This is a genomic window from Ruegeria discodermiae, assembly GCF_030758345.1.
In the GTDB taxonomy this organism is placed as follows: domain Bacteria; phylum Pseudomonadota; class Alphaproteobacteria; order Rhodobacterales; family Rhodobacteraceae; genus Ruegeria_C.
On the sequence record NZ_JAVAMO010000001.1, the window covers coordinates 453,327 to 478,470 of the forward strand.

The following is a 25,144-nucleotide window of genomic DNA, read 5'->3' on the forward strand; positions in this document are numbered from 1 at the left end:
GTCAGTTGTCGAGCGTCACCCAGACTGGCACGTGATCCGAAGGCTTTTCATGGCCGCGCACCGCTGCGTCGATCTGGCAATCCGTCATCAGATCGGCGGCTTGTGGGGTGAGCAGAAAATGATCGATGCGAATGCCGTCATTACGGTTCCAGGCTCCGGCCTGATAATCCCAGAAGGAATAGTGCTCGGGCCCCCGCGTGCGAGCGCGGAAGGCTTCGGTAAAGCCCAGATTCAGAATGCGCCGGAACGACGCCCGGCTTTCGGGGCGAAACAGCGCATCCTCGCGCCAGGTGTCCGGGCGTTTGGCATCTTCGGCCTGTGGGATGATGTTGTAATCGCCCGCCATCAGCGCCGGGATCTCCTCGGCCAGCAGGGCTTGCGCGCGCTTGTATAGCCGTTCCATCCAGGCCAGCTTATAGTCGTATTTCGGCCCCGGCACCGGGTTGCCATTGGGCAGGTAGAGCCCGCAGATGCGCAGCGCCTGTTTGCCCACGACCGTGGCCTCGATCCAGCGCGCCTGCTCGTCACTGTCATCGCCGGGCAGGCCACGGCTGACATCCTCCAGCGGCAGTTTCGACAGAATCGCCACCCCGTTGAAACTTTTCTGCCCATGGGTTTCGACATTGTAGCCACGCTCCTCGAAAATCTCGCGCGGGAAGTTCTCGTCGACCGATTTGATTTCCTGCAACAGCACGATATCGGGCTGCGCCTCATCCAGCCAGCGGGGCAGCGCCTCGGCTCGGGCCTTGATGCCGTTGATGTTGAATGTGGCGATTTTCATGGGTGGGTCTCCGGCTGCCTGTGATGATCTATCGCCCAGATAGAAGGGCGGAGCAAGATCAGGACAGCCGCGAATGTGTGAGGCTCTGCCTCACGCACCCGATCCCTACATCGAGAAGCTGGTGCCGCAGCCGCAAGAAGCGGTGGCGTTCGGGTTGTCGATCACGAATCGCGCGCCGATCAACTCTTCGCTGAAATCGATCACCGCGTTTTCCAGAAATGGCAGCGAGACCGAATCCACCACGACACGTTCGCCCTGACCTTCGAGCACCAGATCATCATCGGCAGGCGCGTCCAGCGCGATCTCGTACTGAAAACCGGAACAGCCGCCGCCTTCCACTGCGACGCGCAGCGCCTGACCCTGATCGGCGGCGCCGATCTCAGCAAGACGGGCAAAGGCGCGGTCTGTGACTTTGGGCGGCAGGTTCATGGGGCCAACTCCGGCGGTTTTCTTATTGAGCGAGGACCAATATAGAAAGCCTTGATGCAGGCGACAAGGACAGGACGTATGGAACGGGCAGGTTTCGCCTCGGATCCCGCAAAAGCGCGGGGCAGGCTGGTAGCGGAAGAAGAAAGCAGTTTTCGGTCATGTTTCCAGCGTGACCGCGACCGGATCATCCACGCCAGCGCCTTTCGGCGGCTGAAACACAAGACGCAAGTGTTTGTCGAACATGAGGGCGACAATTATCGCACAAGGCTGACCCATTCGATCGAAGTGGCGCAGGTGGCCCGTACCATCGCGGGGACTTTGCGGCTGAACCCGGAACTGACCGAGGCCGTGGCGCTGGCCCATGATCTGGGCCACACGCCGTTTGGGCATACCGGAGAGGACGCGCTGCACGCCTTGATGGCACCTTATGGCGGGTTCGATCACAACGCGCAGGCCATCCGTATCGTGACCCGGCTGGAACGGCATTACGCGGCATTTGACGGGTTGAACCTGACCTGGGAAACCCTTGAAGCCATTGCGAAACATAACGGACCGGTGCTGGGAGAGCTGCCCTGGGCACTGGCGGAATGCAACGCGGCGTTTGATCTGGAACTGCATACCCATGCCAGTGCCGAGGCACAGGTGGCCGCGCTTGCCGACGACGTTGCGTATAACAATCACGATCTGCATGACGCCCTGCGCGCCGGGCTGTTTTCCGACGATGACATCGCGACCCTGCCCATAATCGGCGCCTGTTACGGCGAGGTCGACACGCTCTGGCCGGGGATCGAGGCCAAGCGGCGGCGGCATGAGGCGCTGCGGCGGGTCTTTGGCGTGATGGTGTCGGACGTGATCGAAACCTCGCGCTCCCGGCTTGCGGCAAGCGGGGCCGAAACGGTCGAGGACATCCGCGCGCTGGATCATCCGGTGATTGCCTTCTCGGACGCGCTTTGGCGCGATCTGAAAGAGATACGGGCCTTTCTGTTCACCCGCATGTACCGTGCGCCCAGCGTGATGAAGAAGCGCGCGGAAGTCGCTAAGGTCGTTGAGGAATTATTCCCGATCTATCTGGGTGACCCGCATCAGATGCCCCAGCGATGGCACCCGGAGATCGACGCCGCGCCGGACGAGACCGCATTGGCGCGGATTGTGTCGGACTATATTTCAGGCATGACCGACCGCTTTGCGGTGCAGGACCATGCGCGCCTGACCGGGGCCGATCCGGCGCGGCTATGAAGCGCGACCCGCAAAGTGTGAAGCGGTTTTCGGAACAAATTGGGCGCTCAAAACGGGCTTACTCGATCCCGATATAGGCCACCGCCCAGACCTGCAGGTTGCCAAGCTCTTCGGTCAGCGCCGGGTCTTCGACTTTGGGAAAGATCACCACCGAGGGGCCGTAACCGCCCAGGGCCAGCGGTTTTTGATCGGCATGGGTGGCCAGGATCGGCTCGAACCTCTCGATCTGTTCCCAGGAGATTTCAGCGCGGTAGCCGTCCAACGCGATGGGGATGGCGATTTTTCCGGTCGCCCCGGCCTGTGCCATCACATCAGCCAGTCGCGGGCCGGTCATGGCGCGGTCAACCGCCTGACCGGGCGGGCCGAAGGGCACGGTCAGCTCATATTGCTCCATCGCACCGAGAGCGTTGGCATCAAAGCCCATCCCGTTGGCATAAGTGATGTCAAGGAACCCGAACAACCCGCCATCGTCCTCGCCGCGCGCGGGCAGGTTGGAAGTGGCCAGATCGCCCCCCAGCGTCACCAGAACCGGTCCCTGCGCCTTGGCCATCAAGGGCAGGCAGAGCGCCAGAGCCAGTATGATCATGCGTTTCATCGCGAAACTCCCTGTTGTTTTTCGGCAGGCTACAGGGTTGGGGCGCGAATCCAAGCGGTGATCGCCCGCATTGACCTTGGCGGCTTGCGTGGTAAACCGCCCGCAACCAAGAGGACGCAAGTCATGAACCTATTTTCCGAAATCCGCAGCCTTGTGCTGGACGCGCTGGCGCAGATGCAGGCCGAGGGCGCGCTGCCCGGTGATCTGAGCTTTGACAATGTGGCGGTCGAGCCGCCCCGCGATGCGGCCCATGGCGATATGGCGACCAATGCGGCGATGGTTCTGGCGAAACCGGCCAAGATGAAGCCGCGCGACATTGCCGAAGCATTGGCCGCGAAGCTGGCAGAGGATGACCGGATCACCAGTGCCGAAGTGGCCGGGCCGGGGTTCCTGAATATGCGGCTGGCCTCTGGCGTCTGGCAATCGGTGCTGGCGGCTGTCCTGCGGGGCGGCGCGGAGTATGGCAAATCGACCATGGGGCAGGGCCGCAAGGTCAATGTAGAATATGTCTCGGCCAACCCGACAGGTCCGCTGCATGTGGGTCATACGCGGGGCGCGGTCTTTGGCGATGCGCTGGCAGGGTTGCTGGATTACGCGGGCTATGACGTCACGCGCGAATACTACATCAACGATGGCGGCGCGCAGGTCGATGTCCTGGCGCGCTCGGTCTATCTGCGTTACCTCGAAGCGCATGGCGAGGCGGTCGAGTTCCCCGATGGCACCTATCCCGGCGAGTATCTGGTCGAAGTAGGCCAGGCGCTCAAGGACAAGGTGGGCGATGAATATGTCGGCAAGGGCGAGCAATATTGGCTGGCCGAAATCCGGGAATATGCCACCGAAGCCATGATGGATATGATCCGCACCGATCTGGCGCAACTTGGCGTCGTAATGGACCGGTTTTTCTCGGAAAAATCGCTTTACGGTACGGGCCGGATTGAGCAGGCACTGGACAGCCTCGATGCCAAGGGTCTGATCTATGAAGGCGTGCTGGAACCGCCCAAGGGCAAGAAGCCCGAGGATTGGGAGCCGCGCGAGCAGACGCTGTTCAAATCGACCGAACATGGCGATGACGTGGACCGGCCGGTTAAGAAATCCGATGGCAGCTGGACCTATTTTGCGCCCGATATCGCCTATCACTACGACAAGGTGACCCGCGGCTATGATGCGCTGATCGATGTGTTTGGTGCCGATCATGGTGGGTATGTGAAGCGGATGAAGGCGGCTGTTTCGGCGCTGAGCGACGGCAAGGTGCCGCTGGATATCAAGCTGACCCAACTGGTGAAGCTGTGGAAGAATGGCGAGCCTTTCAAGATGTCCAAGCGGGCGGGGAACTTTGTCACTCTGCGCGATGTGGTCGATCAGGTGGGCCCGGATGTGACCCGCTTCGTAATGCTGACCCGCAAGAATGACGCCCCGCTCGATTTCGATTTCGATAAGGTTTTGGAGCAGAGCCGCGAGAACCCGGTCTTTTACGTGCAATACGCCCATGCGCGGGTGATGAGCGTGCTGCGCCGCGCCGCCAAGGCGGGCGTGGCAGCGGATGATGCGACCCTTTCGGGGGCAGACCTGAGCAAGATTTCGCATGAGGCTGAGCTGATCGTTGCCAAGAAACTGGCAGAATGGCCACGCCTGGTCGAGATCGCCGCGCGCACCAATGAACCGCACAGGATCGCTTTCTATCTCTATGAATTGGCTGGGGATTTCCATGCGCTGTGGAACCGTGGCAATGAGCTGCATGAGCTGCGTTTCATCCAAGATGGCGATGTTGCCACAAGTCAGTCGAAAATCGCGCTGGCCCGCGCTGTTTCCGTTGTGATTTCAGCGGGTCTCGGTATTCTTGGCGTCACACCGGTGCAGGAGATGCGGTAACTCAAGCCGCCCAGACCGCCGGTTCGAGGCAGAAACAAGAAAACCTTGAACGCAAAAGGCTTTGCGTGATGGGCAGTGAGGCGGAAATGGCGAGTTACGATGGTGGCGGGCAATATGACCCGCGTGGTCCCCGATATGACCAATATGGTCAGGAAGTCCACTATGACGATTACCCAGAGGCTGACATGGATGTGGCTCGGCCGTCGCTGGGTGGCAGGCTGAGCCGGATGGCCAGCATGTTGGGGGCGGTCGGCTCGCTGGCACTGGTTGTGGGGATTGGCGTCTGGGGCGTGAAACTGGTGGTGCGCGACGTGAGCGGCGTGCCGGTGGTGCGCGCGCTCGAAGGGCCAATGCGTATCCAGCCCGAGAATCCCGGCGGAGAACGTGCCGATCATCAGGGTCTGGCCGTGAACAACGTGGCCGCGCGCGGCACCGCCGCGCCGCCGCCCGATCGTCTGGTTCTGGCACCGCGCCCGGTCGATCTGGCCGAAGAGGACGGCCCGATGGGCGAGATCAACCCAAGTCAGGAAGAGGTCGAGAGTGCTAAACCGGTGACTGACGGAGCTGTTGCCGCCTTCAAACAGGGCAGCGTTGATGCGCTGGTGGCCGAGCTGACCAAGGATGTGCAGCCAATGGTGCAGAATGCGGTTCTGACCGGCGATGCGCCCGACGAACAATTGGCCGCGATCACGCAGACTGATCCGCTGCCTGCCATTGATCCGGCCGATCTGGTGGCGCAACTGCCTGATCCGGACCTGCTTGAGGCTCCGGGTGTCAAACGCTCGCCACGGCCCATCATCCGGCCCGCGCGCGCCGTGCCCTCGGGCAATGTGGTCAAGGCCAGCCTCAACGACGCGATCAACGCTGCTGTCGAAAGTGCCGCCGGGCTGGAGGTTGATCCTGCGGAGATTCCGGCCGGCACACGGCTGGCGCAGCTTGGGGCGTTTGAGTCCCCAGAAATTGCGCGCTCCGAATGGGATCGGCTGTCAGGGCAATTCTCGGATTACATGTCGGACAAGCAGCGCGTGGTGCAGAAGGCGACCAGCAACGGGCGCACCTTCTATCGCCTGCGTGCCATGGGCTTCAGCGACATGAGCGATGCGCGCCGCTTCTGCGCCACCCTGGGTGCCGAACGGGTTGATTGCATCCCGGTCACCGTCAGGTGAGGTTCGGCGCCACGATCCAGGATGCCGAAGGGCTGCGGCTGACGGCGGAGGAAAAGGCGCTGTTCCGGAGGGAGAACCCGTTTGGGTTCATCCTGTTCGGGCGCAATATCGACACTGCCGATCAGATACGCGCGCTCTGCGGTGATTTCCGCGAGGCGGTTGGGCGCGACTGCCTCATCACCATTGACCAAGAGGGCGGCCGTGTGCAACGGCTGCGCCCGCCTTTGGCGCGTGACTGGCTGCCGCCCCTGGATGAGGTGGCGCGGGCGGGCGAACTGGCCGAACGCGCGATGTATCTGCGTTATCGCCTGATCGCGCATGAATTGCGGGCGCTTGGTATCGACAGCAACTGCGCACCGACACTCGATCTGGCCTTTGCCGAGACCCATTCGTTCCTGCGCAACCGTCTCTATGATGGCGACCCGGCGAAGGTGGCGCGTATCGGGCGCGCGGTGGCGGACGGCTTGATGGAAGGCGGCGTGTTGCCGGTGATGAAGCATATGCCGGGGCATGGCCGCGCCACGCTCGACACCCATCACGAGCTGCCGACGGTGTCGGTGGACACTGACCAGTTGGACAGCAGCGATTTCGCGCCGTTCTTGGCGTTGAACGATCTGCCGATGGGGATGACCGCGCATCTGGTCTTTGACCGGATCGGGCCGGACCCCGCCACTATTTCTGCGCCGCTCATCACGCTGATCCGTTCGCAGATCGGCTTTGACGGGTTGTTGATGACCGATGACATCTCGATGAAGGCGCTCAGCGGGTCTGTTGCTGACAAGGCCACACGCGCCATCGCCGCCGGAGTTGACGTGGTTCTACATTGCAACGGAACCTTTCAGGATCGCGCCGCCGTGGCCGAGGCCGCAGGCGAAATGAGTTCCGTCGCCCAAACCCGCGCCGAACGGGCCATGGCGCAGCGCCACGCACCACAGCCGCTTGACATCGAGGCCGCCGAAGCGGAACACTCCCGCCTCATTGGCGGGCAGGGCTATGGTGGATAATTTCAGTTCCGAAGATCCGATTTCAGTTGCCGAACGGCTGGCCGCCGAGGCGCTGATCGTCGATGTGGACGGGTTCGAAGGCCCGCTGGATGTGCTGCTGACCCTGTCGCGCACGCAAAAGGTGGATTTGCGCAAGATCTCGGTGCTGGAACTGGCGCATCAGTATCTGGCCTTTGTTGAACGCGCCAAGGAATTGCGCATCGAACTGGCTGCCGATTACCTCGTCATGGCCGCCTGGCTGGCCTTCCTGAAATCCCGCCTGCTGCTGCCCCCCGATCCCGAGGATGAGGGGCCATCGGGTGAAGAACTGGCGGCGCATCTGGCCTTTCAGTTGGAACGGCTGCAGGCCATGCGCGACGTGGCCGCACGGTTGATGGCGCGCGATCAATTGGGGCGCGATTTCTTCCGGCGCGGGCAGGGCGAAGATGTGACGCGGCTCAGGACCGTGACCTATTCCGCAACGCTGCTGGACCTGATGCAGGGCTATGCCCGTATCCGCACCCGCGACGAATTCCGCCCCTTCGTGATGGATCGCGAGGCGGTCTTTACCATGGAGCAGGCGCTGGACCGGATGCGCGGGCTGATCGGCTTTGCCGGAAGCTGGACCGAGATGGCCAGCTATCTGCCCGAAGGCTGGGAGCTGGACCCGATGCGGCGCCGCTCGGCCACCGCTTCGACCTTCGCCGCCTCACTGGAACTGGTCAAGGAAGGCCATCTGGAAATCCGCCAGAGCGACACATTCGCGCCGATCCATCTGCGCAAGAGGACAGAAACACGTGACTGAAGACCCCCAGGACGCCCCAGCAGAAAGCCTGTTTGATGCGCCGCCCATGGCCGAACAGGAACGCATGGTCGAGGCGGTGCTGTTTGCCAGCCCCGATCCGGTCAGCGTGCGCGATCTGGAAGCCCGGATGCCCCATGGCAGCAACGCGTCCCAGGCGCTGGAACTGCTGCGCAAGCGCTATGAGGGGCGCGGCGTGCGTGTGGTGCAGGTGGGCGAGGCCTGGGCCATTCGCACCGCGCCCGATCTGGGCTTTCTGATGCAGAAGGAAACGGTTGAAACCCGCAAACTGAGCCGCGCCGCGATCGAGACGCTCGCGATCATCGCCTATCACCAGCCCTGCACACGGGCCGAGATCGAAGAGATCAGGGGGGTTTCGGTCTCACGCGGCACCATCGATCAATTGCTTGAGATGGAGTGGATTCGACTGGGCCGCCGCCGCATGACGCCGGGCCGCCCCGTGACTTTTGTGGTCACGCCCGAATTCCTCGACCATTTCGGGCTGGAAAGCGCCCGCGATCTGCCGGGCCTGAAGGAGTTGCGCGCCGCTGGCCTGCTGGAAAACCGGCCCCCGCCGGGGGCGATGCCGCTGGGTGAGGGGCAGGACGCGGGCGAGGAGTCCGACGACGAGGATCAGATCGAGCTCTTCGAGGAAGAGTGAACGGACAGGCCCTGAAATTGGCGCAATCAGGCGCTATCTTGCAGGGTGAGGCTCAGCAGAGAGGCAAGGCTGATGAATGTTGAAAGACTTCTGAACATGGTGATCCGCAGGGTGATGCAGCGGGTGGTGTTCCGGGGTGTTGATGCCGGAATCGACGCCATGGCGCGCAAGGGCAAGGGAGCCGGTGCGCAAGCCGACGCTCCGCCAAGCCCAGAGATTACGCGCGCTCAGAAGGAAAACACGCGCAAGGCAAAGAGGGCGGCGCGGATGAGTGCGCGGATGACGAAGTTCTGAAATATCAGTCCGTTAACCTGTGGGCTTGAAGTGCTTCGACAGCTTCAGCCCCTGACCCTGATAGTTCGAGCTGATACCCGCGCCATAAAGTTGCGAGGGTGTCTCTGCCATGCGTTCATAGACCAGACGGCCCACGACCTGCCCGTGCTCCAGCACAAATGGTGCCTCGTGGCAGCGCACTTCCAGCACTCCGCGCGAGCCTGATCCACCCGCAGCGGCATGGCCGAAACCGGGGTCAAAGAATCCGGCGTAATGCACCCGGAACTCCCCGACCATGGCCAGATAAGGCGCCATTTCAGCGGCGTAATCGGGCGGGATATGCACCGCCTCGCGACTCACCAGAATGTAGAAGGCGCCGGGATCGAGGATGATGCGACCATCGCTGCTGTGCACTTCCTCCCAATATTCTGCTGGGTCATAGGCGCCGATCCGGTCCAGATCGATCACACCGGTATGCGGCTTGGCGCGGTAGCCCACCAGATCGGTCTCGGGCAGGCGCAGGTCGACGGAGAAGCCCAACCCGTCCTGAATCACCGCCTCGCCATCAACCAGAGGGGTTTCGCCATGCAGCTTTCGCAATTGATCGTCGGTCAGAACGGCCTGCCCGGTGCGAAAGCGGATCTGGTTAAGCCGCATGCCGGGCCGGACCAGCACCGAAAAGGAACGCGGGCAGATCTCGGCATAAAGCGGCCCGGTATAGCCTGCGGGCACCCGGTCGAACTCGGTGCCGCCGTCGGTGATCGTGCGGGTCAGCAGGTCAAGCCGCCCGGTCGAACTTTTGGCATTGGCCACCGCGCTGATATCGGCGGGCAGGGCCAGCGATTCCATCAGCGGCACCAGATAGACACAGCCCTTTTCCAGAACCGCGCCCTGGCTCAGGTCGATCTGGTGCATCTCAAATTCAGAGAGCCGTTCGGCCACCGAGTTGCCCTCACCTGCAAGAAACGAGGCGCGTACGCGGTAAGCCACTGCGCCCAAACGCAAATCAAGGCTGGCGGGCTGGATCTGCCCCTCGGGCATCGGCGCGGGCGCGATGATCTCGCCTGCGGCGATCATCGCTTCGATCTGCTGGTTCGGGCAAACACCGGTCATACAAAACTGCTCCATTCCCTTTGGGGCCGGAGTGCAGTCTTGCAGCGAGGGTGTGAATTGGTCGGGCTAGCAGGACTCGAACCTGCGACCTTCCGTCCCCCAGACGGACGCGCTACCAGGCTGCGCCATAGCCCGACTTTGAGGTGTTCATAAAGGTTTTGCGGGCGGGGGCAAGAGGAAATCATTGCCTTTTTCTTATCCGTCTCAGCGCGCTGCCTGCCGCTCGATCCAGGTTTTCAGATTCCGCGCGACGCGTGCTGCTGCGGGCAGGTCGGCGGGGTCAAACCGGGCGACTCGCGCCAGTTTCGACAGCGGTCCGGGCGCGTGGGAGAGGCTGCTTTCATGGGCCAGATCGGGCTGTTCGAGGATCAGCGGTTCGGTGGCTGATATCGGATCGACCGTTTCCGATTCGGGGGCTTCTGTGCTCGTCGCCGTAGCCTCTACTACCGGGGCAGGCTTTGCTGGAGGCTCCGACAAATCCATATCGATCTGGGAAACAACAGGCCGCGCTTCGATCGGCGGTTCATGCAGCCGGATGACGTTTGCAGCTTCGGACAGATCGTCAGGGGCTCTCTGTTCCAGGCTTTGTGAAAACCCCTGCACATGGGCCACGCCTTCTTCACGCAGCAGTTTCTGGAGGCCTTTGATCGTCATGCCGTCATCGTGAAGCAGGCGTTTGATGCCACCCAGCAGCAGCATGTCGGCAGGCCGGTAATAGCGCCGCCCACCGGCGCGTTTGACCGGTTTTACATGGGTGAACTTGCTTTCCCAGAACCGCAGCACGTGGGCTTGCACACCCAACCAGTCCGCAACTTCACTGATGGTGCGAAACGCGTCACGAGACTTTGCCATAAGGAGGTGGTCCTAGGTTTTGCGGTTGCCGTCGGCGACCCGGTCTTTCATCAGATGCGAGGGACGGAAGGTCAGAACACGGCGCGGCTGGATCGGTACTTCTTCGCCGGTTTTCGGGTTGCGCCCGATCCGGGCCGATTTGTCGCGCACGCTGAAGGTGCCGAAGGACGAGATCTTGACCTGTTCGCCGCGCACCAGAGCATCCGACATGTGGTTCAGAAGGCTTTCCACCAGTTGCGCGCTTTCATTGCGCGACAATCCAACTTCGCGGAAAACGGCTTCGCTCAAATCCATTCTGGTTAAAGTCTTGTCGCCCATGCTGATCCCCTTGTTATTGAGCGAGCATAGGGTGCCGGGTTTTTCTCTGTCAATATCAATGAAATTCAATCGTTTGGCTGGGCTGGTTTGTGCCGGATCACCAGCGCAGGACAACAGCGCCCCAAGCCAGCCCACCGCCGATCGCCTCGGTCACGATCAGGTCGCCCTGTTTGATCTGACCGCGCGCCTTGCCCACCGACATGGCCAGCGGGATGGAAGCAGCGGATGTATTGCCGTGATCCTGCACCGTGACGACCACATTCTCCATCGGCAGGCCCATTTTCTTGGCCGTGCCCTGGATGATGCGGATATTGGCCTGATGCGGCACGATCCAGTCGACGTCCTTGTTTTCCAGCCCCGCCTTTTCCAGAGCCGTCTCGGCGGCATTGGTCAGCTTTTCAACCGCGTGGCGGAAGACCTGGTTGCCCTGCATGCGCAACTGCCCGGTGGTCTGGGTCGATACGCCGCCATCCACATAAAGCAGGTCCTTGAAACGGCCATCGGAATTCAGGTCAACCGAGAGGATGCCGCGATCGGCATTGGTGCCGGATTCGTCCTGATATTCCAAGACCAACGCGCCGGCACCATCGCCGAACAACACGCAGGTCGCGCGATCCGACCAGTCCATGATCCGCGAGAATGTCTCGGCGCCGATCACCAGAACGCGTTTGGCCTGACCGGACAGGATCAGCGCGTTGGCATTGCACAAAGCGTAGACGAAACCAGCGCAGACCGCCTGCACATCAAAGGCAAATCCGCGTGTCATGCCGATCTTTGATTGCACCATCGTTGCGGCAGAGGGGAAGGTCAGATCAGCGGTCGAGGTGGCGACGATGATTGCGTCGATGTCATCTGGCTCCAGCCCAGCATCCGCCAGTGCGGCGCGGGCGGCGTTTGACGCCAGATCCGAGGTAGTCTCACCCTCGGCGGCGAAATGCCGCCGTTCAATGCCAGACCGGGTCCGAATCCATTCATCGGTCGTGTCCAGTGTCGCCTCGAACTCGGCATTTGGAACGATGCGCTCGGGCAAATAGTGTCCAATGCCTTTGACGACTGCACGGCCTGTCATGGGTCACCTGTGTATTTGTTATTGTTCTGCCGTCTCATTGGCGTGAGCGGCATCTTGAGTAAGCTCGCCGGTGGATGCAACCCGTGCGGCCAGTTTTTCCGTAAAGCCGGACTGCGCAAGGGTGAAGGCCAGTTTGACGGCGGCCGACACACCGGTGTCATCGGCCGAACCATGGGATTTGATAACCGTGCCGTTCAGCCCGAGGAACACGCCACCATTGACCCGGCGCGGGTCGATCCGTTTTTTCAGGCGGTTGAGCGAGGTGATCGCCAGAACCGAGGCCAGCCGAGACAGGAACGAGTATTCGAACGCCTCGCGCAGCAGCCCGCCGACCATACTGGCAGTGCCTTCGCCGGTCTTGATCGCCACATTGCCGGTAAACCCGTCGGTCACGATCACGTCGGCCACGTTGCCGGTGATATCGCTGCCCTCGACGAATCCGGCGAAATCGAAGTTCGACCGGTCGGCAAACTCCGAGATCAGCGCATGGGCCTCTTTCAACTCGGCGCGGCCCTTGTGTTCTTCGGTGCCCACATTCAGCAGCCCGATGCGGGGGCGGGGAAGCTCCATCCCGTTGCGCGCGTAGGATGCGCCCATCAGCGCATATTGCAGCAGATCGCGGGCATCGGCGCGGACATCCGCGCCCACATCCAGCATCACGTTGAACCGTTGCGGATTGCGGGAGGGGAACAGGATCGCGATGGCAGGCCGGTTCACTCCGGGCAGTTTGCGCAGGCGCATCATGCTCAGCGCCATTAGCGCGCCGGTATTGCCGCAGGAGACAGCGCCGGACGCCTCGCCATTGCGCACCGAATCCAAAGCCGACCACATCGAGGTCTGTTTGCCGCCGCGCACAACTTGGCTGGGCTTGTCATCCATGGTGACAACGTCCTGCGCATCACGAAATTCGACGCGACCTTCAAGGCCGCGCCGTTTCGCAACTAGCTTGCGCAAGCTGTCTTCCGGACCGTGCAGGATGAACCCGATATTGGGGTTCTTTTCCGCCGATTTGGCGATTCCCGCCACGACGACCGAAGGACCGGCATCACCGCCCATCGCATCAACCGAGATGATGATCCGCCCTTTCGTCGATCCGGGGGCTGATCCGGTTTGATCGGGCTGTGCCGTCATGCTTCAGTCTGCAACCATTCAGGCCGCGTCTTCGTCCAGATCGATCTCGTCGGCCTGAGCGATGACCTCGCGGTCAGCATAGTGGCCGCAGGACGGGCACACGTGATGCGGACGGCGCAGTTCGCCGCAATTGGGGCATTCGTTCGGGTTTGCAGCAACCAGTGCATCGTGCGCGCGGCGATTGTTGCGGCGCGACTTGGATACTTTATTCTGTTGGACAGCCATTGTCTCAACCTTTGTCTCGCTAAGGGCCGCGGTCAGTGCCGGAGGGCCGGTTATTGTCTACGTTTCTCTTGGTGTGACGCGCGTGTAGGGCGTTGCCCCCGCATTGTCCAACCTTAAATCCGATGAGCGCGCGAAAATACTGCGAATCTCGTCATGTTCAAGCGGTTTTTCTGGTCGCGTCCTATGACATGCCAAAGCGGTGTTGTCATGGCTCTTTTTTGAGCGCATCGCGCAAATCGGCCAATCCTGCAAAGGGTTTGGCATCCTCGTCGCGCATCGGTGTCTTGCCCGGTTCGGTGAACACCATCTCGCCGGAGTCAGCCCCTGCGCTGCGGGGATAGAGCGGCAGCGCCAGCGCCAGCGACTCGGTCATGATCTGCGACAGGTCCAGTTCGGGGGGCAGCGCCTCGGTCTCGTCATCCTCGGGCATTTCAACCTCGGAGGCTTCGGGCTCCTGCCAATCCGCCAGGAACAGCCGCTTGACGGGAATGTCGATGCGGGTGGTTACAGGCTCAAGCGTCACGATACAGGGCTGCACGACCGTGGCGCCCAGCTTGCCGGTGAGCGCCCAGTCCTTGCGACCCTGGGTCGCGATATCGCCCGAAAAAACCAGTTTTCGCAGGCCCAGCAAATCCAGGTCCGCAGCGATCCGCGACAGTTCCGGTGCTGCGGGGCGCAGATGGAATTGGGTGGGGCTGTTCTGGGGCAGGTCTGCGACCCGAAACACATCCTTGTGGGGCATGACAGGACTTTCGTTGGTTGAACCACTTGGCCGGTTTATGTAATCGGGATAAAAGGCGCGCACAGCCAAGGCAAGGGGGCCGGGATGATAGACGCTGCAAAGCTGCCAGGACAGAGGATGTCCCGCATCGTTGTGATGGGGGCTCTTGCACTGTGCCTGTCCGCTTGTGCCGAGATCTATCGCAACCACGGCTATGTCCCGCCCGCCGAAGACCTGTCGAAAGTCACCGTTGGTGTCGACACGCGCGACAGCGTGATCGAATCGATCGGTGCGCCAACCGCGTCAGGCGTGCTTGAAGATAGTGGCTTCTATTATGTGCAGACCCGCTTCCGCCATTATGGCGCCCGCGCACCCCAGATCGTGTCGCGCGAGCTGGTGGCGATCAGTTTCGACAACTCGGGCGTTGTGCGCAATATCGAACGTTTTGGCTTGGAAAAGGGCCAGGTGGTGACATTGCAGCGCCGGGTGACCGAATCGAGCCTTGAGGACAAGACCTTCCTGCGGCAGCTGCTGGGCAACCTGGGTAACTTCGATCCGGGCACGGTGCTTCCGTCACAGGAATAATCTGGAAGCCGTCAATCTTGTGTCATACTTTGCGTGATAGTGACCCACCCATCGGGAAGTCGTACAGCACTGCGGAGGGCGCGATCATGGCGCAGGTGATGCTGAACAACGGGCGCTACCAGGCGCGGCTTGCGGCGGGCGAGGCGGATATCGCCGCCGCGCAAGGCTTGCGCACACGGGCCTTTGCCACTGAAACCATGGACAGCGATTCTTATGACCACCAGTGCCAGCATGTACTGGTCGAGGATACGCGGGCGGACAATCATCTGGTTTGCTGCTTCCGGCTGTTCGACATGCAGGGCGGGTCAGAGATCGGGCGCAGCTATTCGGCGCAATTCTATGAATTGTCGGCCCTGAAGGCGTTTGAAGGGCGGATGGTGGAAATGGGCCGGTTCTGCATCGACCCGGACTATAGCGATCCCGATATCCTGCGTACGGCCTGGGGGGCGATGACGGCTTATGTGGATGAAAACGGGATCGAGATGCTGTTTGGCTGTTCTTCCTTCGCCGGGACCGAGACCGAGGCCTATCTGGATGCTTTTGCGATGCTGAAGCACCGCCATCTGGCCCCCAAACGCTGGCTGCCGCGGGTCAAGGCCCCTGATGTGTTCCGCTTTGCCGCGCGCCTGCGCCGCAAACCCGATTCGAAAAAGGCGATGCTGCGGATGCCGCCTTTGCTGCGCAGCTATCTGGCGATGGGCGGCTGGGTCAGCGATCATGCGGTGGTGGACCGGGATCTGAACACCCTGCATGTGTTCACAGGGCTGGAAATCGGCGCGATCCCCCCCGCGCGCAAACGGCTGCTGCGCATGATTGCCGGGTGAGCTGGCGCAATCGGAACAACTAGGCACAGGACGTTGACGCGCTGAGCCAGCCGGTTTAGCTGGCGGGCATGGCACGTATTCCTCTTTTGCAGATGTCCGGTATCTCGCTGACTTTCGGCGGCGATCCGGTGTTTTCCGGGCTCGATCTGGTGGTTCAGCCGGGCGACCGCGTGGCGCTGGTGGGGCGTAACGGGTCGGGCAAATCCACCCTGATGAAGGTGATGGCCGGACTGGTCGAAGCGGATGCGGGCGAGATCACCATCCCGCCGGGCAAATCGGTGGGCTATATGGAGCAGCACCCGGATATGGCGGGGTTTGCGACATTGGGCGATTATGCCTCAAGCGGGCTGGGGCCGGGCGAGCTCTACAAGGTGGAACGCGCGGGCGAGGGGCTGAAATTCGACCCTGCCCGCCCGGTCGATACCGCCTCTGGCGGGGAACGTCGCCGTGCGGCGCTGGCCAAGCTGATGGCCGAAGCGCCCGATCTGATGCTGCTGGACGAGCCGACCAACCATCTCGACATTCAGGCGATTGGCTGGCTGGAACGGGAATTGTCCAGCACCCGCGCGGGCTTTGTCCTGATCTCGCATGACCGGGCATTTTTGCGTGCATTGACCCGCGCAACCCTTTGGATCGACAGGGGAATGGTGCGGCGGCAGGAAAAGGGCTTCGACGCCTTCGAGGCCTGGCGTGACAAGGTCTGGGAAGAGGAAGACAGCGCACGCCACAAGATGGACCGCCTGATCAAATCCGAAAGCCGCTGGGCGGTCGAGGGCATCAGCGCTCGGCGAACCCGCAATCAGGGCCGGGTGCGCGCGTTGCAGGCGCTGCGCGCCGAACGCGCCGCGCAGATCCGGCGGCAGGGGGCTGCGGCGATGGCGCTGGAGGCGGGGCCGAAATCGGGCCGCAAGGTGATTGAGGCGCAGGGGATCGCAAAAAGTTTCGACGGCAAGCCGCTCATCCGCGATTTCGACCTGCTGGTGCAGCGCGGCGACCGGGTGGCCTTTGTCGGCCCCAATGGCGTCGGCAAGACCACCGTGCTGAATATGCTGCTGGGACAGGTTCCGCCCGATGAAGGTCAGGTCAAGCTGGGCACCAATCTGGAGGTTGCCGTGTTCGATCAGGCCCGCGCGCAGCTTGATCCCGACATAACGCTTTGGGACAGCCTGACCGGCGATCCGAGTATGCGGGTCTCGGGCAAGGCCGATCAGGTCATGGTGCGCGGCACCCCGAAACATGTGGTGGGTTACCTCAAGGAGTTTCTGTTTGACGACCGGCAGGCCCGCGCTCCGGTGCGCTCGCTGTCGGGGGGCGAAAAGGCGCGGCTGCTCCTGGCCAAGCTGATGGCGCAAAGCTCGAATGTTCTGGTGTTGGACGAACCGACCAACGATCTGGATGTGGAGACGCTGGATCTGTTGCAGGAACTGCTGGACGATTATGACGGTACCGTGCTGCTGGTCAGCCACGACCGCGACTTTCTGGACCGCATCGCCACAACAACCATCGCCATGGAGGGCAACGGCCGCGCCACCGCTTATGCGGGCGGGTGGAGCGACTATCAGGCGCAGCGCGCACCGGATGATCCGCAGGTCAAAGACGCGCCCAAAAGCGCGAAACCCAAACCCAAATCAGCCCCGAAACCCAAAACAGGCCTGTCCTTCGCTGAAAAGCACCGCCTGGAAAATCTGCCCGCCGAGATCGAGCGCTTGGAGGCCGAGATCGGCAAGCTGGAGGGTTTGTTGGGTGATCCGGAGCTTTACTCCCGCGAGCCGGTCAAGTTTCGGAAAGCCACGCAAGCCCTTGTGGAACGGCAGGAAAAACTCTCTGCCGCCGAAGAAGAATGGTTGCTGCTGGAAGAAAAGGCCGAAGGCTAGCTTCAAAACGTCAGATCAGTTCGTCCAATAAGCCAAGACTACCCCAAATGGGGATGCAACGGGCGCGTTATGAAGGTCCGCACCGAGTCCAAAGTTGCCTTTCGTTACTGACCCATTTGGGCTTCTTCTTTGATGACGGAACGCACCCAGGTGGCCAGTTTTGAGCGATCGGAAGAGGCTGTCCAATACATGTGCTCGGCCATACCTGTCTCGAAGGCGAAAGGCTTCAGGGTCAATCGGTCTGCAAAACGTTGCGCCATTCTGGACGGCAGAGCAGCCAGTAGGTCTGTTCCTACGAGAAGGTCTCCAAAGGAAATTGCATCGCTGCTTACAACCGCGCGGTTAAGATTGATCCCCTGCTCTCTGGCATAGCGAACAGGGGCCTGCTGCCATCCGGGTCTCGGCTCAAAATAGATAAAGTCGGCATCACGAATATCGGCCAAATCAATGACCGATCTTCCAGCCAGGGGATTTGACGGGTCCATCATGCACAGGTGTTGTTCGCTGTTGAGGAATTCTTCTCCGTAGACACCGTTTGTATCTATTCGCTGTGGGCCAAGATAGATGTCGGCGCGTCCACTAAGAAGAATATCCTTTGCCGAGCCAAAATTGTAGTTCAGCACCAATCTGATACCAGGCGCCTCGCTTCTGAGGCGTCGCACGACATTTGGCAGAACCAACATCGTTTCGTAACTGCTGATGTTTACGGTGATTTCGCCAGCGGCGCGACAAGGATTGAACTCTTCATCATCTTGAAATTGTTCAGCTTCTCCCAGAATGACATCCACGCGATTAATCAGTCTGTCACAATGCTCCGTAGGAACAACGCCACCGCCCCGTTTGATAAAAAGTGGGTCTTTGGCGGCTTTTCGGACGCGTTCGATGGTATAGCTGATAGAGGATGGGTTCATCCCCAATTCTGAGGCTGCATTTGCAAATGAACGGTGCTTGTGAACCAATTTCAAAGTCCGCAGTGCAGCAAAATCCAGTGCGAGAATTTCAGGTGAAAGGGACATGGATGCGACCTGAGAGTTAGATTGAAAAGTTCAATCTAGAATATCGAATTGATCTGATTGTTCAATGCGCGGTCGAAATTCAGTTTCATGAATTAGGACTTAGAGACAGGAGATTTGAGATGACTTTGAAAGTGATTGGCGCTGGATTCGGACGAACGGGAACAGAAAGCCTAAAGCGTGCCCTTGAAATTCTGGGGCTTGGGCCCACGCATCACATGTACGAGGTCATGGACAGCGAGAAACAACGGGATCGTTGGAGCGCATTCGTGAACGGAACCGTTCCTGATTGGCCGAAACTTTTCGACGGATTCAACAGCGCCGTGGACTGGCCTTCTGCGGCTTACTGGCGTGATACTATGGCCTTTTATCCAGACGCAAAGGTGGTTTTGACTCACAGACCCGCCGAAGATTGGTGGTCCAGTTTCACTGGCACAATACAGAAAGCTCTGAAATCAGGCAAAGACGTAGGGGGTATTGGCTCAAGGGTCGTCACCGAGCGGGTCTTTGCGGGCAATATCGACGACAAAGCGCATGTTCTTGCAATCTACGAAGCATCGATCGCCTGTGTTCGTGCCGAGGTTCCCGCTGACCGGCTGATTGATCTGCCGCTTGGAGCCGGTTGGAAGCCACTGTGCAGCGGGCTTGGTCTTTCAGAGCCAGAGATTGCATACCCAAAGGGTAATACTAAGGCCGGGTTTCGCTCAGTCGCATAGCCATTTCATCATTGTTGCCAAAGTCCGCTTCGTCCGCAGAGCCGTCATTGGCTCTGACATGTGGCAAGCTTGTTTCAAGACTGACCGGTAACGCAATTAATGCAGGCTTCAGAACATCGACTGTGTTGAGCCTAAGATGCGTGATGTTCCAACTAGCGCGCCCTCGCCGGGTTGCCCATAACCGTCTGGTCGGGCGCGACATCCCGCGTAACCACGCTGCCTGCGCCGACAATGGCGTTATCGCCGATTGTCACGCCCGGCATGAGGGTCGCGCCGCCGCCGATCCAGACATTGTCCCCAAGTGTGACGGGCAGGGCGATCTCCATGCCTTTGGCGCGCTCGACGGGGTCCTTGGCGTGTTGCGCGCAATAGATCTGCACCGCAGGTCCCAGCATCGTGCCAGCCCCGATCCGCACCGGCGCGGAATCGAGAATGACGCAACCCGCATTCAGGTAGGACAGGTCGCCAAGCGACAGGTTGACCCCGTAAGAACAATGAAACGGGGCCTCGATCATGCACTCCCGGCCGACATGACCCAATAGCTCCGCCAGTTGCGGCGCCATCTGACCTCTTGCATCGGGCGGCATCGTATTGTGTTGATGCACGGCGGTGCGGGCGCGCTGTCGCATCATCTCCAATTCGTCATCAAGGCAGCTATACCATTCGCCTGCCAGCATTTTTGCTTTCTGGGTCATGAGCCCGGAATTACCTCATCCGCAACGCGCCGTCGAGCCGGATGACCTCGCCGTTCAGATAGCCCATCTCGACAATGAAGCCCGCCATCCGCCCAAACTCCGCCGGGTCGCCCAGCCGGGGTGGGTTGGGGACATCTGCTGCCAGTTGTTGCTGCACCTCTTCCGGCAGACCCGCCAGCATCGGTGTCATGAAGATGCCGGGCGCAATGGCCATCACGCGGATACCGGAGGAAGCCAGATCGCGTGCCATCGGCAGGGTCATCCCTACTATTCCACCCTTTGAGGCCGCATAAGCCGCTTGCCCTTTCTGCCCGTCAAAGGCGGCGATCGAGGCGGTGTTGATGATCACTCCGCGCGCGCCGTCAGGATCGGAGTCGTTCCGGGCCATTTCGGAGGCAGCCAGGCGCGAGACGTTGAACGAGCCGACGAGATTGATGTCGAGGGTCTGCTGGAACGGTTCCAACCCGTGCGGGCCGTCCTTGCCAACGGTTTTCATGCCGATCGCAATGCCTGCACAGTTCACACAGGCGGTGATCTTTCCCATCCGCTCCAGCGCGACGGCAATGGCACCGGCAGCCGATCCCTCATCGGTCACATCGGTCTGCACGAAATGCCCGCCAATCTCGTCGGCAACGCGCGCTCCGCGTTCGCCGTCCCGGTCCAGTAGCGTGACCTGCGCGCCCTGCGTGGCGAAATGGCGCGCGGTGGCTTCTCCCAGCCCCGAGGCACCCCCGGTCACGATCGCGGCTGTATCGGGCAGTTGCATGGCAAGGCTCCATTATTTGAACATGTGTTCAAATAGCCGGGAAGCCGGTGTCCTGTCCAGTGTTGGATGCGGCCTGCGTCAGACGACAGACAGGCAGGAGCAGTTGGACAGCTTTCCGATACGTTGCGTGGTGCTGCCCTGGACCAGCGCCTGCAAGTTGCCCAGCCCGCGCCGACCGGTGACGATCAGGTCCGCGCCCGCGCTTTCGGCGCAGTGCACGATCTGCTCGGCCGGATCGCCGCGATCGGTATGGGTTTCGGCGATCTCTATGCCTTTCTCGTCGGCGATCGCCTTACCCGCGTTTACGATCTTGTCCGCGGCCTGCTTGACCTCAACCTCGGTCGGCATGGTTGTCACCGCGTGATAGCCCATCGTCGCGCCAAGGGCGAAAGCAACGGTCTGCGGTTGCGGTGTGTGGACCAGGATGATCCGGGCGCCGAATTTTCCGGCAAGCTCGCAAGCCACGCGCATGGCGCGATCCGATGGCTCCGATCCGTCGAGGCCTACAACGATTTTCTCAAACATTAGTACCCTCCTCTTTGGTTCATGCCGCAATGATGGGGCAGGCAGAGCGCCTGCCCCATGACATGGATCAACAGAAGGGGGTCTACGCCGCGTCAGACGTCCAGTTTAACCAGGGCATGGCGCTTCTTGCCCGCACTCAGCTTGATCGGTGCAGCCAGTGCGCCCGCGTCGATCATCAACCCGGCATCGGTCAGCGGCGCATCATCCAACTTGGCACCGTTTTCGGCAATCAGGCGCTTGGCCTCCTTGCCGGATTTGGCCAGACCGGATTTCACGATCAATTGCACGATGGACATGCCGTCCCCCAAATCAGCGGCACTCAGCGTCAGGGTGGGCAGGTCGCCACCGACGCCGCCCTTTTCGAACACTTCGCGGGCGGTGGCCTCGGCCTTGGCGGCGGCCTCGGACCCATGCAGCAGCGTCGTGACCTCATTGGCCAGCCGGATCTTGGCCTCGTTGATTTCGGAGCCTGCCAGCGCACCCAGACGGTCGCATTCATCGACGGGCAACTCGGTATAGAGCTTCAGGAACCGGCCCACATCCGCATCTGTCGTATTGCGCCAGAACTGCCAGAATTCATAAGGCGAGAGCATATCGCCATTCAGCCAGACCGCGCCGGATTGCGATTTGCCCATCTTCTTGCCGTCGCTGGTGGTCAGCAAGGGTGAGGTCAGGCCATAGACCTCGCCCTCGATCACCCTGCGGGTCAGGTCGATACCGTTGACGATATTGCCCCATTGGTCGCTGCCGCCCATCTGCAAGACGCAGCCATAGCGGCGGTTCAGCTCAAGGAAGTCATAGGCCTGCAGGATCATGTAGTTGAATTCGAGGAAGGACAGCGATTGCTCGCGATCCAGCCGCGATTTCACCGATTCGAAGCTGAGCATCCGGTTGACCGAGAAATGCCGCCCGATATCGCGCAGGAAGTCGAGATAGTTCAGATCATCCAGCCATTCGGCATTGTTCAGCATCAGGGCGGCGTTTTCCGCGCCGCTGTCATAGTCGATATAGGCGGCGAACACCTTCCTGATCCCGGCAATATTGGCGTCGATCTGTTCGGGGCCGAGCAGCGGGCGTTCATCGGCGCGGAAGCTGGGATCGCCCACCTTGGTGGTGCCGCCGCCCATCAGCGTGATCGGCCTGTGCCCGGTTTTTTGCAGCCAGCGCAGCATCATGATCTGGATCAGGCTGCCCACATGCAGCGACTTGGCCGTGGCGTCAAAGCCGATATACCCCGGCTGACACCCTTTGATCAGCGCCTCGTCAAGGCCCTGGTAATCGGTACAGTCGGCCAGAAAGCCGCGCTCAATCATCACTGCGATGAAATCCGATTTGGGATGGTAGGTCATGTCTTGCCTCGGGGTTGAATTGCGAGGCAGGTTATAGGCGGCAGGAATGAGAAGGAAAAGGCCATGAATAGGGCCATTGCGAAGGCAGGCACGGTAAAGGCGCTTGGGGCGATGTCGGGCACCTCGCTGGACGGGGTGGATACGGCTGTGATCGAAACCGACGGGCAGGTGATCACCGGCTTCGGCGAGACCGGCTATCGCGCCTATTCAGAGGCCGACCGCGCGTTGCTGCGCGCCGGGCTGGGTCAGTGGCACGGGGCCGAGGTCGAGGCCGCGGGCGATCTGGTGACCGAGGCGCATCGCGCGGCGCTGTCGGGATATGAGGGGATCGACCTGATCGGTTTTCACGGCCAGACGCTCAGCCACGAGCCGCGTGGGCGCGGCACCTTGCAGGTGGGCGATGGCGCGGCGCTGGCTCATGCGCTGGGTGTGCCGGTGGTCTGGGATTTCCGATCGGATGACATAAATCTTGGCGGCGAGGGGGCGCCCTTGGCACCGTTCTTCCATTTTGCCTGCGCCAAATGGGCCGGGCTGCGTGAGCCGCTCTGTTTCCTCAACCTCGGCGGGGTCGGCAACCTGACCTTTGTTGATCCGATTTTCGACCGCCCCGAAGATGCGGGCGCGCTGCTGGCTTTTGACACCGGGCCTGCCAACGCGCCGATTGACGATCTGGTGCAGGCGCGGCTGGGCCTGCCGATGGATCGCGACGGCGCGCTTGCGCGCAAGGGCAGTGTGGAAACCGGCGCGCTGGAGCTGTTTCTGGCCGAGCCATACTTTGCAAAAATGCCACCCAAATCTCTGGACCGGAACGATTTTTCTGAAATGATCGAGCTGGTGCGCGAATTGAGCGACGCTGACGCCGTGGCCACGCTGACTGGCATGTGTGCCGCCGGTGTGGCCCAAGGGGTCGAGCATTGTCCGGTCCCGCCATCGAGGGTTTTGGTCACCGGCGGCGGGCGGCTTAATCCGGTACTGATGCAGATGCTTGAGGTCTCGCTCGATTGCCCGGTAGAACCGGTTGAGGTGGTTGGCCTGAACGGTGACATGCTGGAGGCGCAGGCCTTTGGCTATCTCGCGGTCCGGGTCGCGCGCGGTTTGCCGACCAGCTGTCCCGGCACCACCGGGGTCAGCGCGCTGGTGGGCGGCGGGGTTGTGAGCATTCCGGTGCCTGCCTGATCGGGCGCGGGGCGCTGCCCCTGGGATATTGTTAGCCGGATGACGGGCGGATCGGGTCTCGGCGCATGCTGCGCGCATAGGTGGTCGCGAACCCGGAATAGCCATTCGAGGTCGATTTCAGAAGCGCCTGCGTCAGGGTGTGAAACTGGGGCAGCTTGTGGAACGGCACGTTGGGAAAGGCGTGATGTTCGGCATGATAGGGCATGTTCCAGGCCATAAACCGCACCAGGCGGGTGGTGAACGTAGTGCGCGAGTTTTCCAGCATATCGGCGACCGGCGGGCAGAGCCCGTGTTCGGCCAAAAGGTAAAGCCGCAGGAAGGGCTGACCGAGCAGCACCGGCAGCAGCCAGACCCACAACAGCAGCGGTGAGAGGAGCAGGCTGAGCGCGCCCAGCCCGTAAAGCGCGAGCAGAAGCCGGGCCTCGCGGCGCATGGCGGCGTGCTGGCGATCCGGCAGGTAGGGGGCGTCGATTTTGCCGAATGCGTTCTGAACCAGCACCTGCGCCATTCCGCGCCAGTAGAACCATCCGCTCAGGTAAGCAAGCAGGCTCGGCCAGCTATCGGGGCGCGGTTTGCCGGCAAGCTCGGGGTCGCGCTCGGGGTCATTGGTCCATTTGTGATGGGCCAGATGGAAATAACGAAACCAGATGAAGGGCAGGGCGATGGGGACTGCGCAGGCATGGCCCACCACCTCGTTAATCCAGCGGGTCTGGAACGGGGTCTGATGGGTGCATTCATGGCTGAGCGTGAAGAGAAACACCAAAAGCAGCCCCTGCGGCAGGATCAGCAGCGGCCAGAGCGGGATTTTTGCGATGATGGCAAGACTCGTGAGACCTAGCGCGAGGCCATAGAGAGCCAGATGGCGCAGACCGGCACCATCGGATCGCGCCGTGAGCGCAAATTTGGTCTCGGGCGGAAGTGAGGCAATCAGAGCGCGGTGATCCATCCAAGCAGCCTAGCCGGGGTGCCGCTTACGTCAAGCGCGCGGGATGTCGAAGCCGGGGGCGGCCAGTTCGAACCCCTCGAACTCAAAGCCGGGGGAAACGGTGCAACTAACCAACGTGTAATCGCCGGTTGTGCGCGCCGCTTGCCAATGTTCCTTGGGCACAATCACTTGCGGCTGGCCCTTGCTCAGATCGGGGGTCAGCACATGCTCGGCCGCTGGTCCCTGATCATCGGCGCTGAGCGACAGGATCAGTGGCGCTCCGGCATGGTAAAGCCAGATCTCGGTGGCATCGACCCGGTGCCAATGGCTGCGCTCATCCGCCTTGAGCAGGAAATAGATGCAGGTGCCGGTGGCGCGACCGGGAGTGTCGGGGCGCCAGGTCTCGCGGAACCAGCCGCCCTCGGGATGTTGCTCCAGACCCAGATGGGCGATGATCTCGTCTGCGGTCATG

Annotated in this window: 29 protein-coding genes and 1 tRNA gene; 12 read left to right on the top strand and 18 right to left on the bottom strand. The window is 61.3% G+C overall.

What is annotated here, in order from left to right; genetic code table 11:
- Position 1: 1 nt before the first annotated feature.
- Positions 2-781, bottom strand: a complete 780-nt coding sequence (gene xth / locus Q5Y75_RS02230; protein ID WP_306193876.1) for an exodeoxyribonuclease III — start codon at positions 779-781, stop codon at positions 2-4.
- Between the two features lie 105 nt (positions 782-886).
- Positions 887-1,210: a HesB/IscA family protein gene (locus Q5Y75_RS02235; protein WP_306193877.1), complete on the bottom strand. Its 324-nt coding sequence runs from the start codon at positions 1,208-1,210 to the stop codon at positions 887-889.
- A gap of 54 nt (positions 1,211-1,264) precedes the next feature.
- On the opposite strand from Q5Y75_RS02235, the gene Q5Y75_RS02240 reads away from it, so the two are divergent.
- Positions 1,265-2,446, top strand: coding sequence for a deoxyguanosinetriphosphate triphosphohydrolase (locus Q5Y75_RS02240; RefSeq protein WP_306193878.1), 1,182 nt, complete (start codon positions 1,265-1,267; stop codon positions 2,444-2,446).
- Between the two features lie 58 nt (positions 2,447-2,504).
- Here the strand turns inward: Q5Y75_RS02240 and Q5Y75_RS02245 are convergent, their stop codons facing one another.
- Entirely contained in the window at positions 2,505-3,041 is a 537-nt protein-coding gene (locus tag Q5Y75_RS02245) for a hypothetical protein (protein ID WP_306193879.1), read from the bottom strand.
- A 123-nt stretch (positions 3,042-3,164) separates the two neighbouring features.
- Between Q5Y75_RS02245 and argS the strand changes: the two genes are divergently transcribed.
- The 6 genes from argS to Q5Y75_RS02275 all read left to right on the top strand — a co-directional run bounded on the left by argS (position 3,165) and on the right by Q5Y75_RS02275 (position 8,816).
- A complete protein-coding gene (gene argS, locus Q5Y75_RS02250; protein WP_306193881.1) occupies positions 3,165-4,910 on the top strand; it encodes an arginine--tRNA ligase in 1,746 nt (581 codons plus the stop codon).
- Positions 4,911-4,996: 86 nt separating this feature from the next.
- Positions 4,997-6,076: an SPOR domain-containing protein gene (locus Q5Y75_RS02255; protein WP_306193883.1), complete on the top strand. Its 1,080-nt coding sequence runs from the start codon at positions 4,997-4,999 to the stop codon at positions 6,074-6,076.
- Positions 6,073-7,080 carry a beta-N-acetylhexosaminidase gene (gene nagZ, locus Q5Y75_RS02260; protein ID WP_306193884.1) on the top strand — a complete coding sequence of 336 codons (1,008 nt, stop codon included), beginning with the start codon at positions 6,073-6,075 and terminating at the stop codon, positions 7,078-7,080. Before Q5Y75_RS02255 ends, nagZ begins: the two co-directional genes overlap by 4 nt.
- Complete coding sequence (locus tag Q5Y75_RS02265; RefSeq protein WP_306193886.1) at positions 7,070-7,864, top strand: segregation and condensation protein A; 795 nt, start codon at positions 7,070-7,072, stop codon at positions 7,862-7,864. Before nagZ ends, Q5Y75_RS02265 begins: the two co-directional genes overlap by 11 nt.
- Positions 7,865-7,910: 46 nt before the next feature.
- On the top strand, positions 7,911-8,522 hold the full coding sequence (gene scpB, locus Q5Y75_RS02270) for an SMC-Scp complex subunit ScpB (RefSeq protein ID WP_306195673.1): 612 nt from the start codon (positions 7,911-7,913) through the stop codon (positions 8,520-8,522).
- A 72-nt stretch (positions 8,523-8,594) separates the two neighbouring features.
- A complete protein-coding gene (locus Q5Y75_RS02275) occupies positions 8,595-8,816 on the top strand; it encodes a hypothetical protein (RefSeq protein ID WP_306193887.1) in 222 nt (73 codons plus the stop codon).
- A 12-nt stretch (positions 8,817-8,828) separates the two neighbouring features.
- On the opposite strand, the gene Q5Y75_RS02280 is transcribed toward Q5Y75_RS02275, so the two are convergent.
- From Q5Y75_RS02280 to Q5Y75_RS02315, 8 genes are all read right to left on the bottom strand, one after another.
- Positions 8,829-9,908, bottom strand: a complete 1,080-nt coding sequence (locus Q5Y75_RS02280) for a 2'-deoxycytidine 5'-triphosphate deaminase (protein WP_306193888.1) — start codon at positions 9,906-9,908, stop codon at positions 8,829-8,831.
- 58 nt (positions 9,909-9,966) lie between these two features.
- A tRNA-Pro gene (locus Q5Y75_RS02285) sits at positions 9,967-10,043 on the bottom strand.
- A 69-nt stretch (positions 10,044-10,112) separates the two neighbouring features.
- Positions 10,113-10,760: a MerR family transcriptional regulator gene (locus tag Q5Y75_RS02290; protein ID WP_306193889.1), complete on the bottom strand. Its 648-nt coding sequence runs from the start codon at positions 10,758-10,760 to the stop codon at positions 10,113-10,115.
- Positions 10,761-10,772: 12 nt separating this feature from the next.
- On the bottom strand, positions 10,773-11,078 hold the full coding sequence (gene ihfA, locus Q5Y75_RS02295; protein WP_306193890.1) for an integration host factor subunit alpha: 306 nt from the start codon (positions 11,076-11,078) through the stop codon (positions 10,773-10,775).
- 97 nt (positions 11,079-11,175) lie between these two features.
- Positions 11,176-12,147 carry a beta-ketoacyl-ACP synthase III gene (locus Q5Y75_RS02300; RefSeq protein ID WP_306193891.1) on the bottom strand — a complete coding sequence of 324 codons (972 nt, stop codon included), beginning with the start codon at positions 12,145-12,147 and terminating at the stop codon, positions 11,176-11,178.
- An 18-nt stretch (positions 12,148-12,165) separates the two neighbouring features.
- Positions 12,166-13,278, bottom strand: coding sequence for a phosphate acyltransferase PlsX (gene plsX / locus Q5Y75_RS02305; RefSeq protein ID WP_306193893.1), 1,113 nt, complete (start codon positions 13,276-13,278; stop codon positions 12,166-12,168).
- 18 nt (positions 13,279-13,296) lie between these two features.
- Positions 13,297-13,503 (bottom strand): 50S ribosomal protein L32, encoded by a 207-nt coding sequence (gene rpmF / locus Q5Y75_RS02310; RefSeq protein WP_306193894.1) that lies wholly within the window; start codon positions 13,501-13,503, stop codon positions 13,297-13,299.
- 205 nt (positions 13,504-13,708) lie between these two features.
- Entirely contained in the window at positions 13,709-14,245 is a 537-nt protein-coding gene (locus Q5Y75_RS02315; RefSeq protein WP_306193896.1) for a YceD family protein, read from the bottom strand.
- A gap of 117 nt (positions 14,246-14,362) precedes the next feature.
- Here Q5Y75_RS02315 and Q5Y75_RS02320 point away from each other — a divergent pair, with 117 nt between their 5' ends.
- From Q5Y75_RS02320 to Q5Y75_RS02330, 3 genes are all read left to right on the top strand, one after another.
- On the top strand, positions 14,363-14,809 hold the full coding sequence (locus tag Q5Y75_RS02320; protein ID WP_306193898.1) for an outer membrane protein assembly factor BamE: 447 nt from the start codon (positions 14,363-14,365) through the stop codon (positions 14,807-14,809).
- Positions 14,810-14,895: 86 nt separating this feature from the next.
- Positions 14,896-15,633 carry a GNAT family N-acyltransferase gene (locus Q5Y75_RS02325; RefSeq protein ID WP_306193900.1) on the top strand — a complete coding sequence of 246 codons (738 nt, stop codon included), beginning with the start codon at positions 14,896-14,898 and terminating at the stop codon, positions 15,631-15,633.
- Positions 15,634-15,701: 68 nt separating this feature from the next.
- Positions 15,702-17,507, top strand: a complete 1,806-nt coding sequence (locus Q5Y75_RS02330) for an ABC-F family ATP-binding cassette domain-containing protein (protein WP_306193902.1) — start codon at positions 15,702-15,704, stop codon at positions 17,505-17,507.
- Between the two features lie 104 nt (positions 17,508-17,611).
- On the opposite strand, the gene Q5Y75_RS02335 is transcribed toward Q5Y75_RS02330, so the two are convergent.
- Positions 17,612-18,523 (bottom strand): LysR family transcriptional regulator, encoded by a 912-nt coding sequence (locus tag Q5Y75_RS02335; protein ID WP_306193903.1) that lies wholly within the window; start codon positions 18,521-18,523, stop codon positions 17,612-17,614.
- A 119-nt stretch (positions 18,524-18,642) separates the two neighbouring features.
- On the opposite strand from Q5Y75_RS02335, the gene Q5Y75_RS02340 reads away from it, so the two are divergent.
- Complete coding sequence (locus Q5Y75_RS02340; RefSeq protein ID WP_306193905.1) at positions 18,643-19,236, top strand: sulfotransferase family protein; 594 nt, start codon at positions 18,643-18,645, stop codon at positions 19,234-19,236.
- A gap of 152 nt (positions 19,237-19,388) precedes the next feature.
- Here Q5Y75_RS02340 and Q5Y75_RS02345 read toward each other — a convergent pair whose 3' ends face one another.
- From Q5Y75_RS02345 to tyrS, 4 genes are all read right to left on the bottom strand, one after another.
- Positions 19,389-19,931: a sugar O-acetyltransferase gene (locus tag Q5Y75_RS02345; RefSeq protein WP_306193908.1), complete on the bottom strand. Its 543-nt coding sequence runs from the start codon at positions 19,929-19,931 to the stop codon at positions 19,389-19,391.
- 10 nt (positions 19,932-19,941) lie between these two features.
- Positions 19,942-20,697, bottom strand: coding sequence for an SDR family NAD(P)-dependent oxidoreductase (locus Q5Y75_RS02350; protein WP_306193909.1), 756 nt, complete (start codon positions 20,695-20,697; stop codon positions 19,942-19,944).
- Positions 20,698-20,775: 78 nt separating this feature from the next.
- On the bottom strand, positions 20,776-21,222 hold the full coding sequence (locus Q5Y75_RS02355) for a universal stress protein (RefSeq protein WP_306193910.1): 447 nt from the start codon (positions 21,220-21,222) through the stop codon (positions 20,776-20,778).
- A gap of 92 nt (positions 21,223-21,314) precedes the next feature.
- Positions 21,315-22,571 carry a tyrosine--tRNA ligase gene (tyrS, locus tag Q5Y75_RS02360; RefSeq protein WP_306193911.1) on the bottom strand — a complete coding sequence of 419 codons (1,257 nt, stop codon included), beginning with the start codon at positions 22,569-22,571 and terminating at the stop codon, positions 21,315-21,317.
- A 63-nt stretch (positions 22,572-22,634) separates the two neighbouring features.
- Here tyrS and Q5Y75_RS02365 point away from each other — a divergent pair, with 63 nt between their 5' ends.
- A complete protein-coding gene (locus Q5Y75_RS02365) occupies positions 22,635-23,747 on the top strand; it encodes an anhydro-N-acetylmuramic acid kinase (RefSeq protein ID WP_306193913.1) in 1,113 nt (370 codons plus the stop codon).
- Positions 23,748-23,778: 31 nt separating this feature from the next.
- Here the strand turns inward: Q5Y75_RS02365 and Q5Y75_RS02370 are convergent, their stop codons facing one another.
- Together Q5Y75_RS02370 and Q5Y75_RS02375 are read right to left on the bottom strand one after the other, a co-directional pair.
- The gene (locus tag Q5Y75_RS02370) at positions 23,779-24,693 is read right to left on the bottom strand and encodes a fatty acid desaturase (RefSeq protein WP_306193915.1); all 915 of its coding nucleotides are present in this window, start codon (positions 24,691-24,693) and stop codon (positions 23,779-23,781) included.
- A 30-nt stretch (positions 24,694-24,723) separates the two neighbouring features.
- The gene (locus Q5Y75_RS02375) at positions 24,724-25,143 is read right to left on the bottom strand and encodes a cupin domain-containing protein (RefSeq protein WP_306193917.1); all 420 of its coding nucleotides are present in this window, start codon (positions 25,141-25,143) and stop codon (positions 24,724-24,726) included.
- Position 25,144 lies beyond the last annotated feature (1 nt).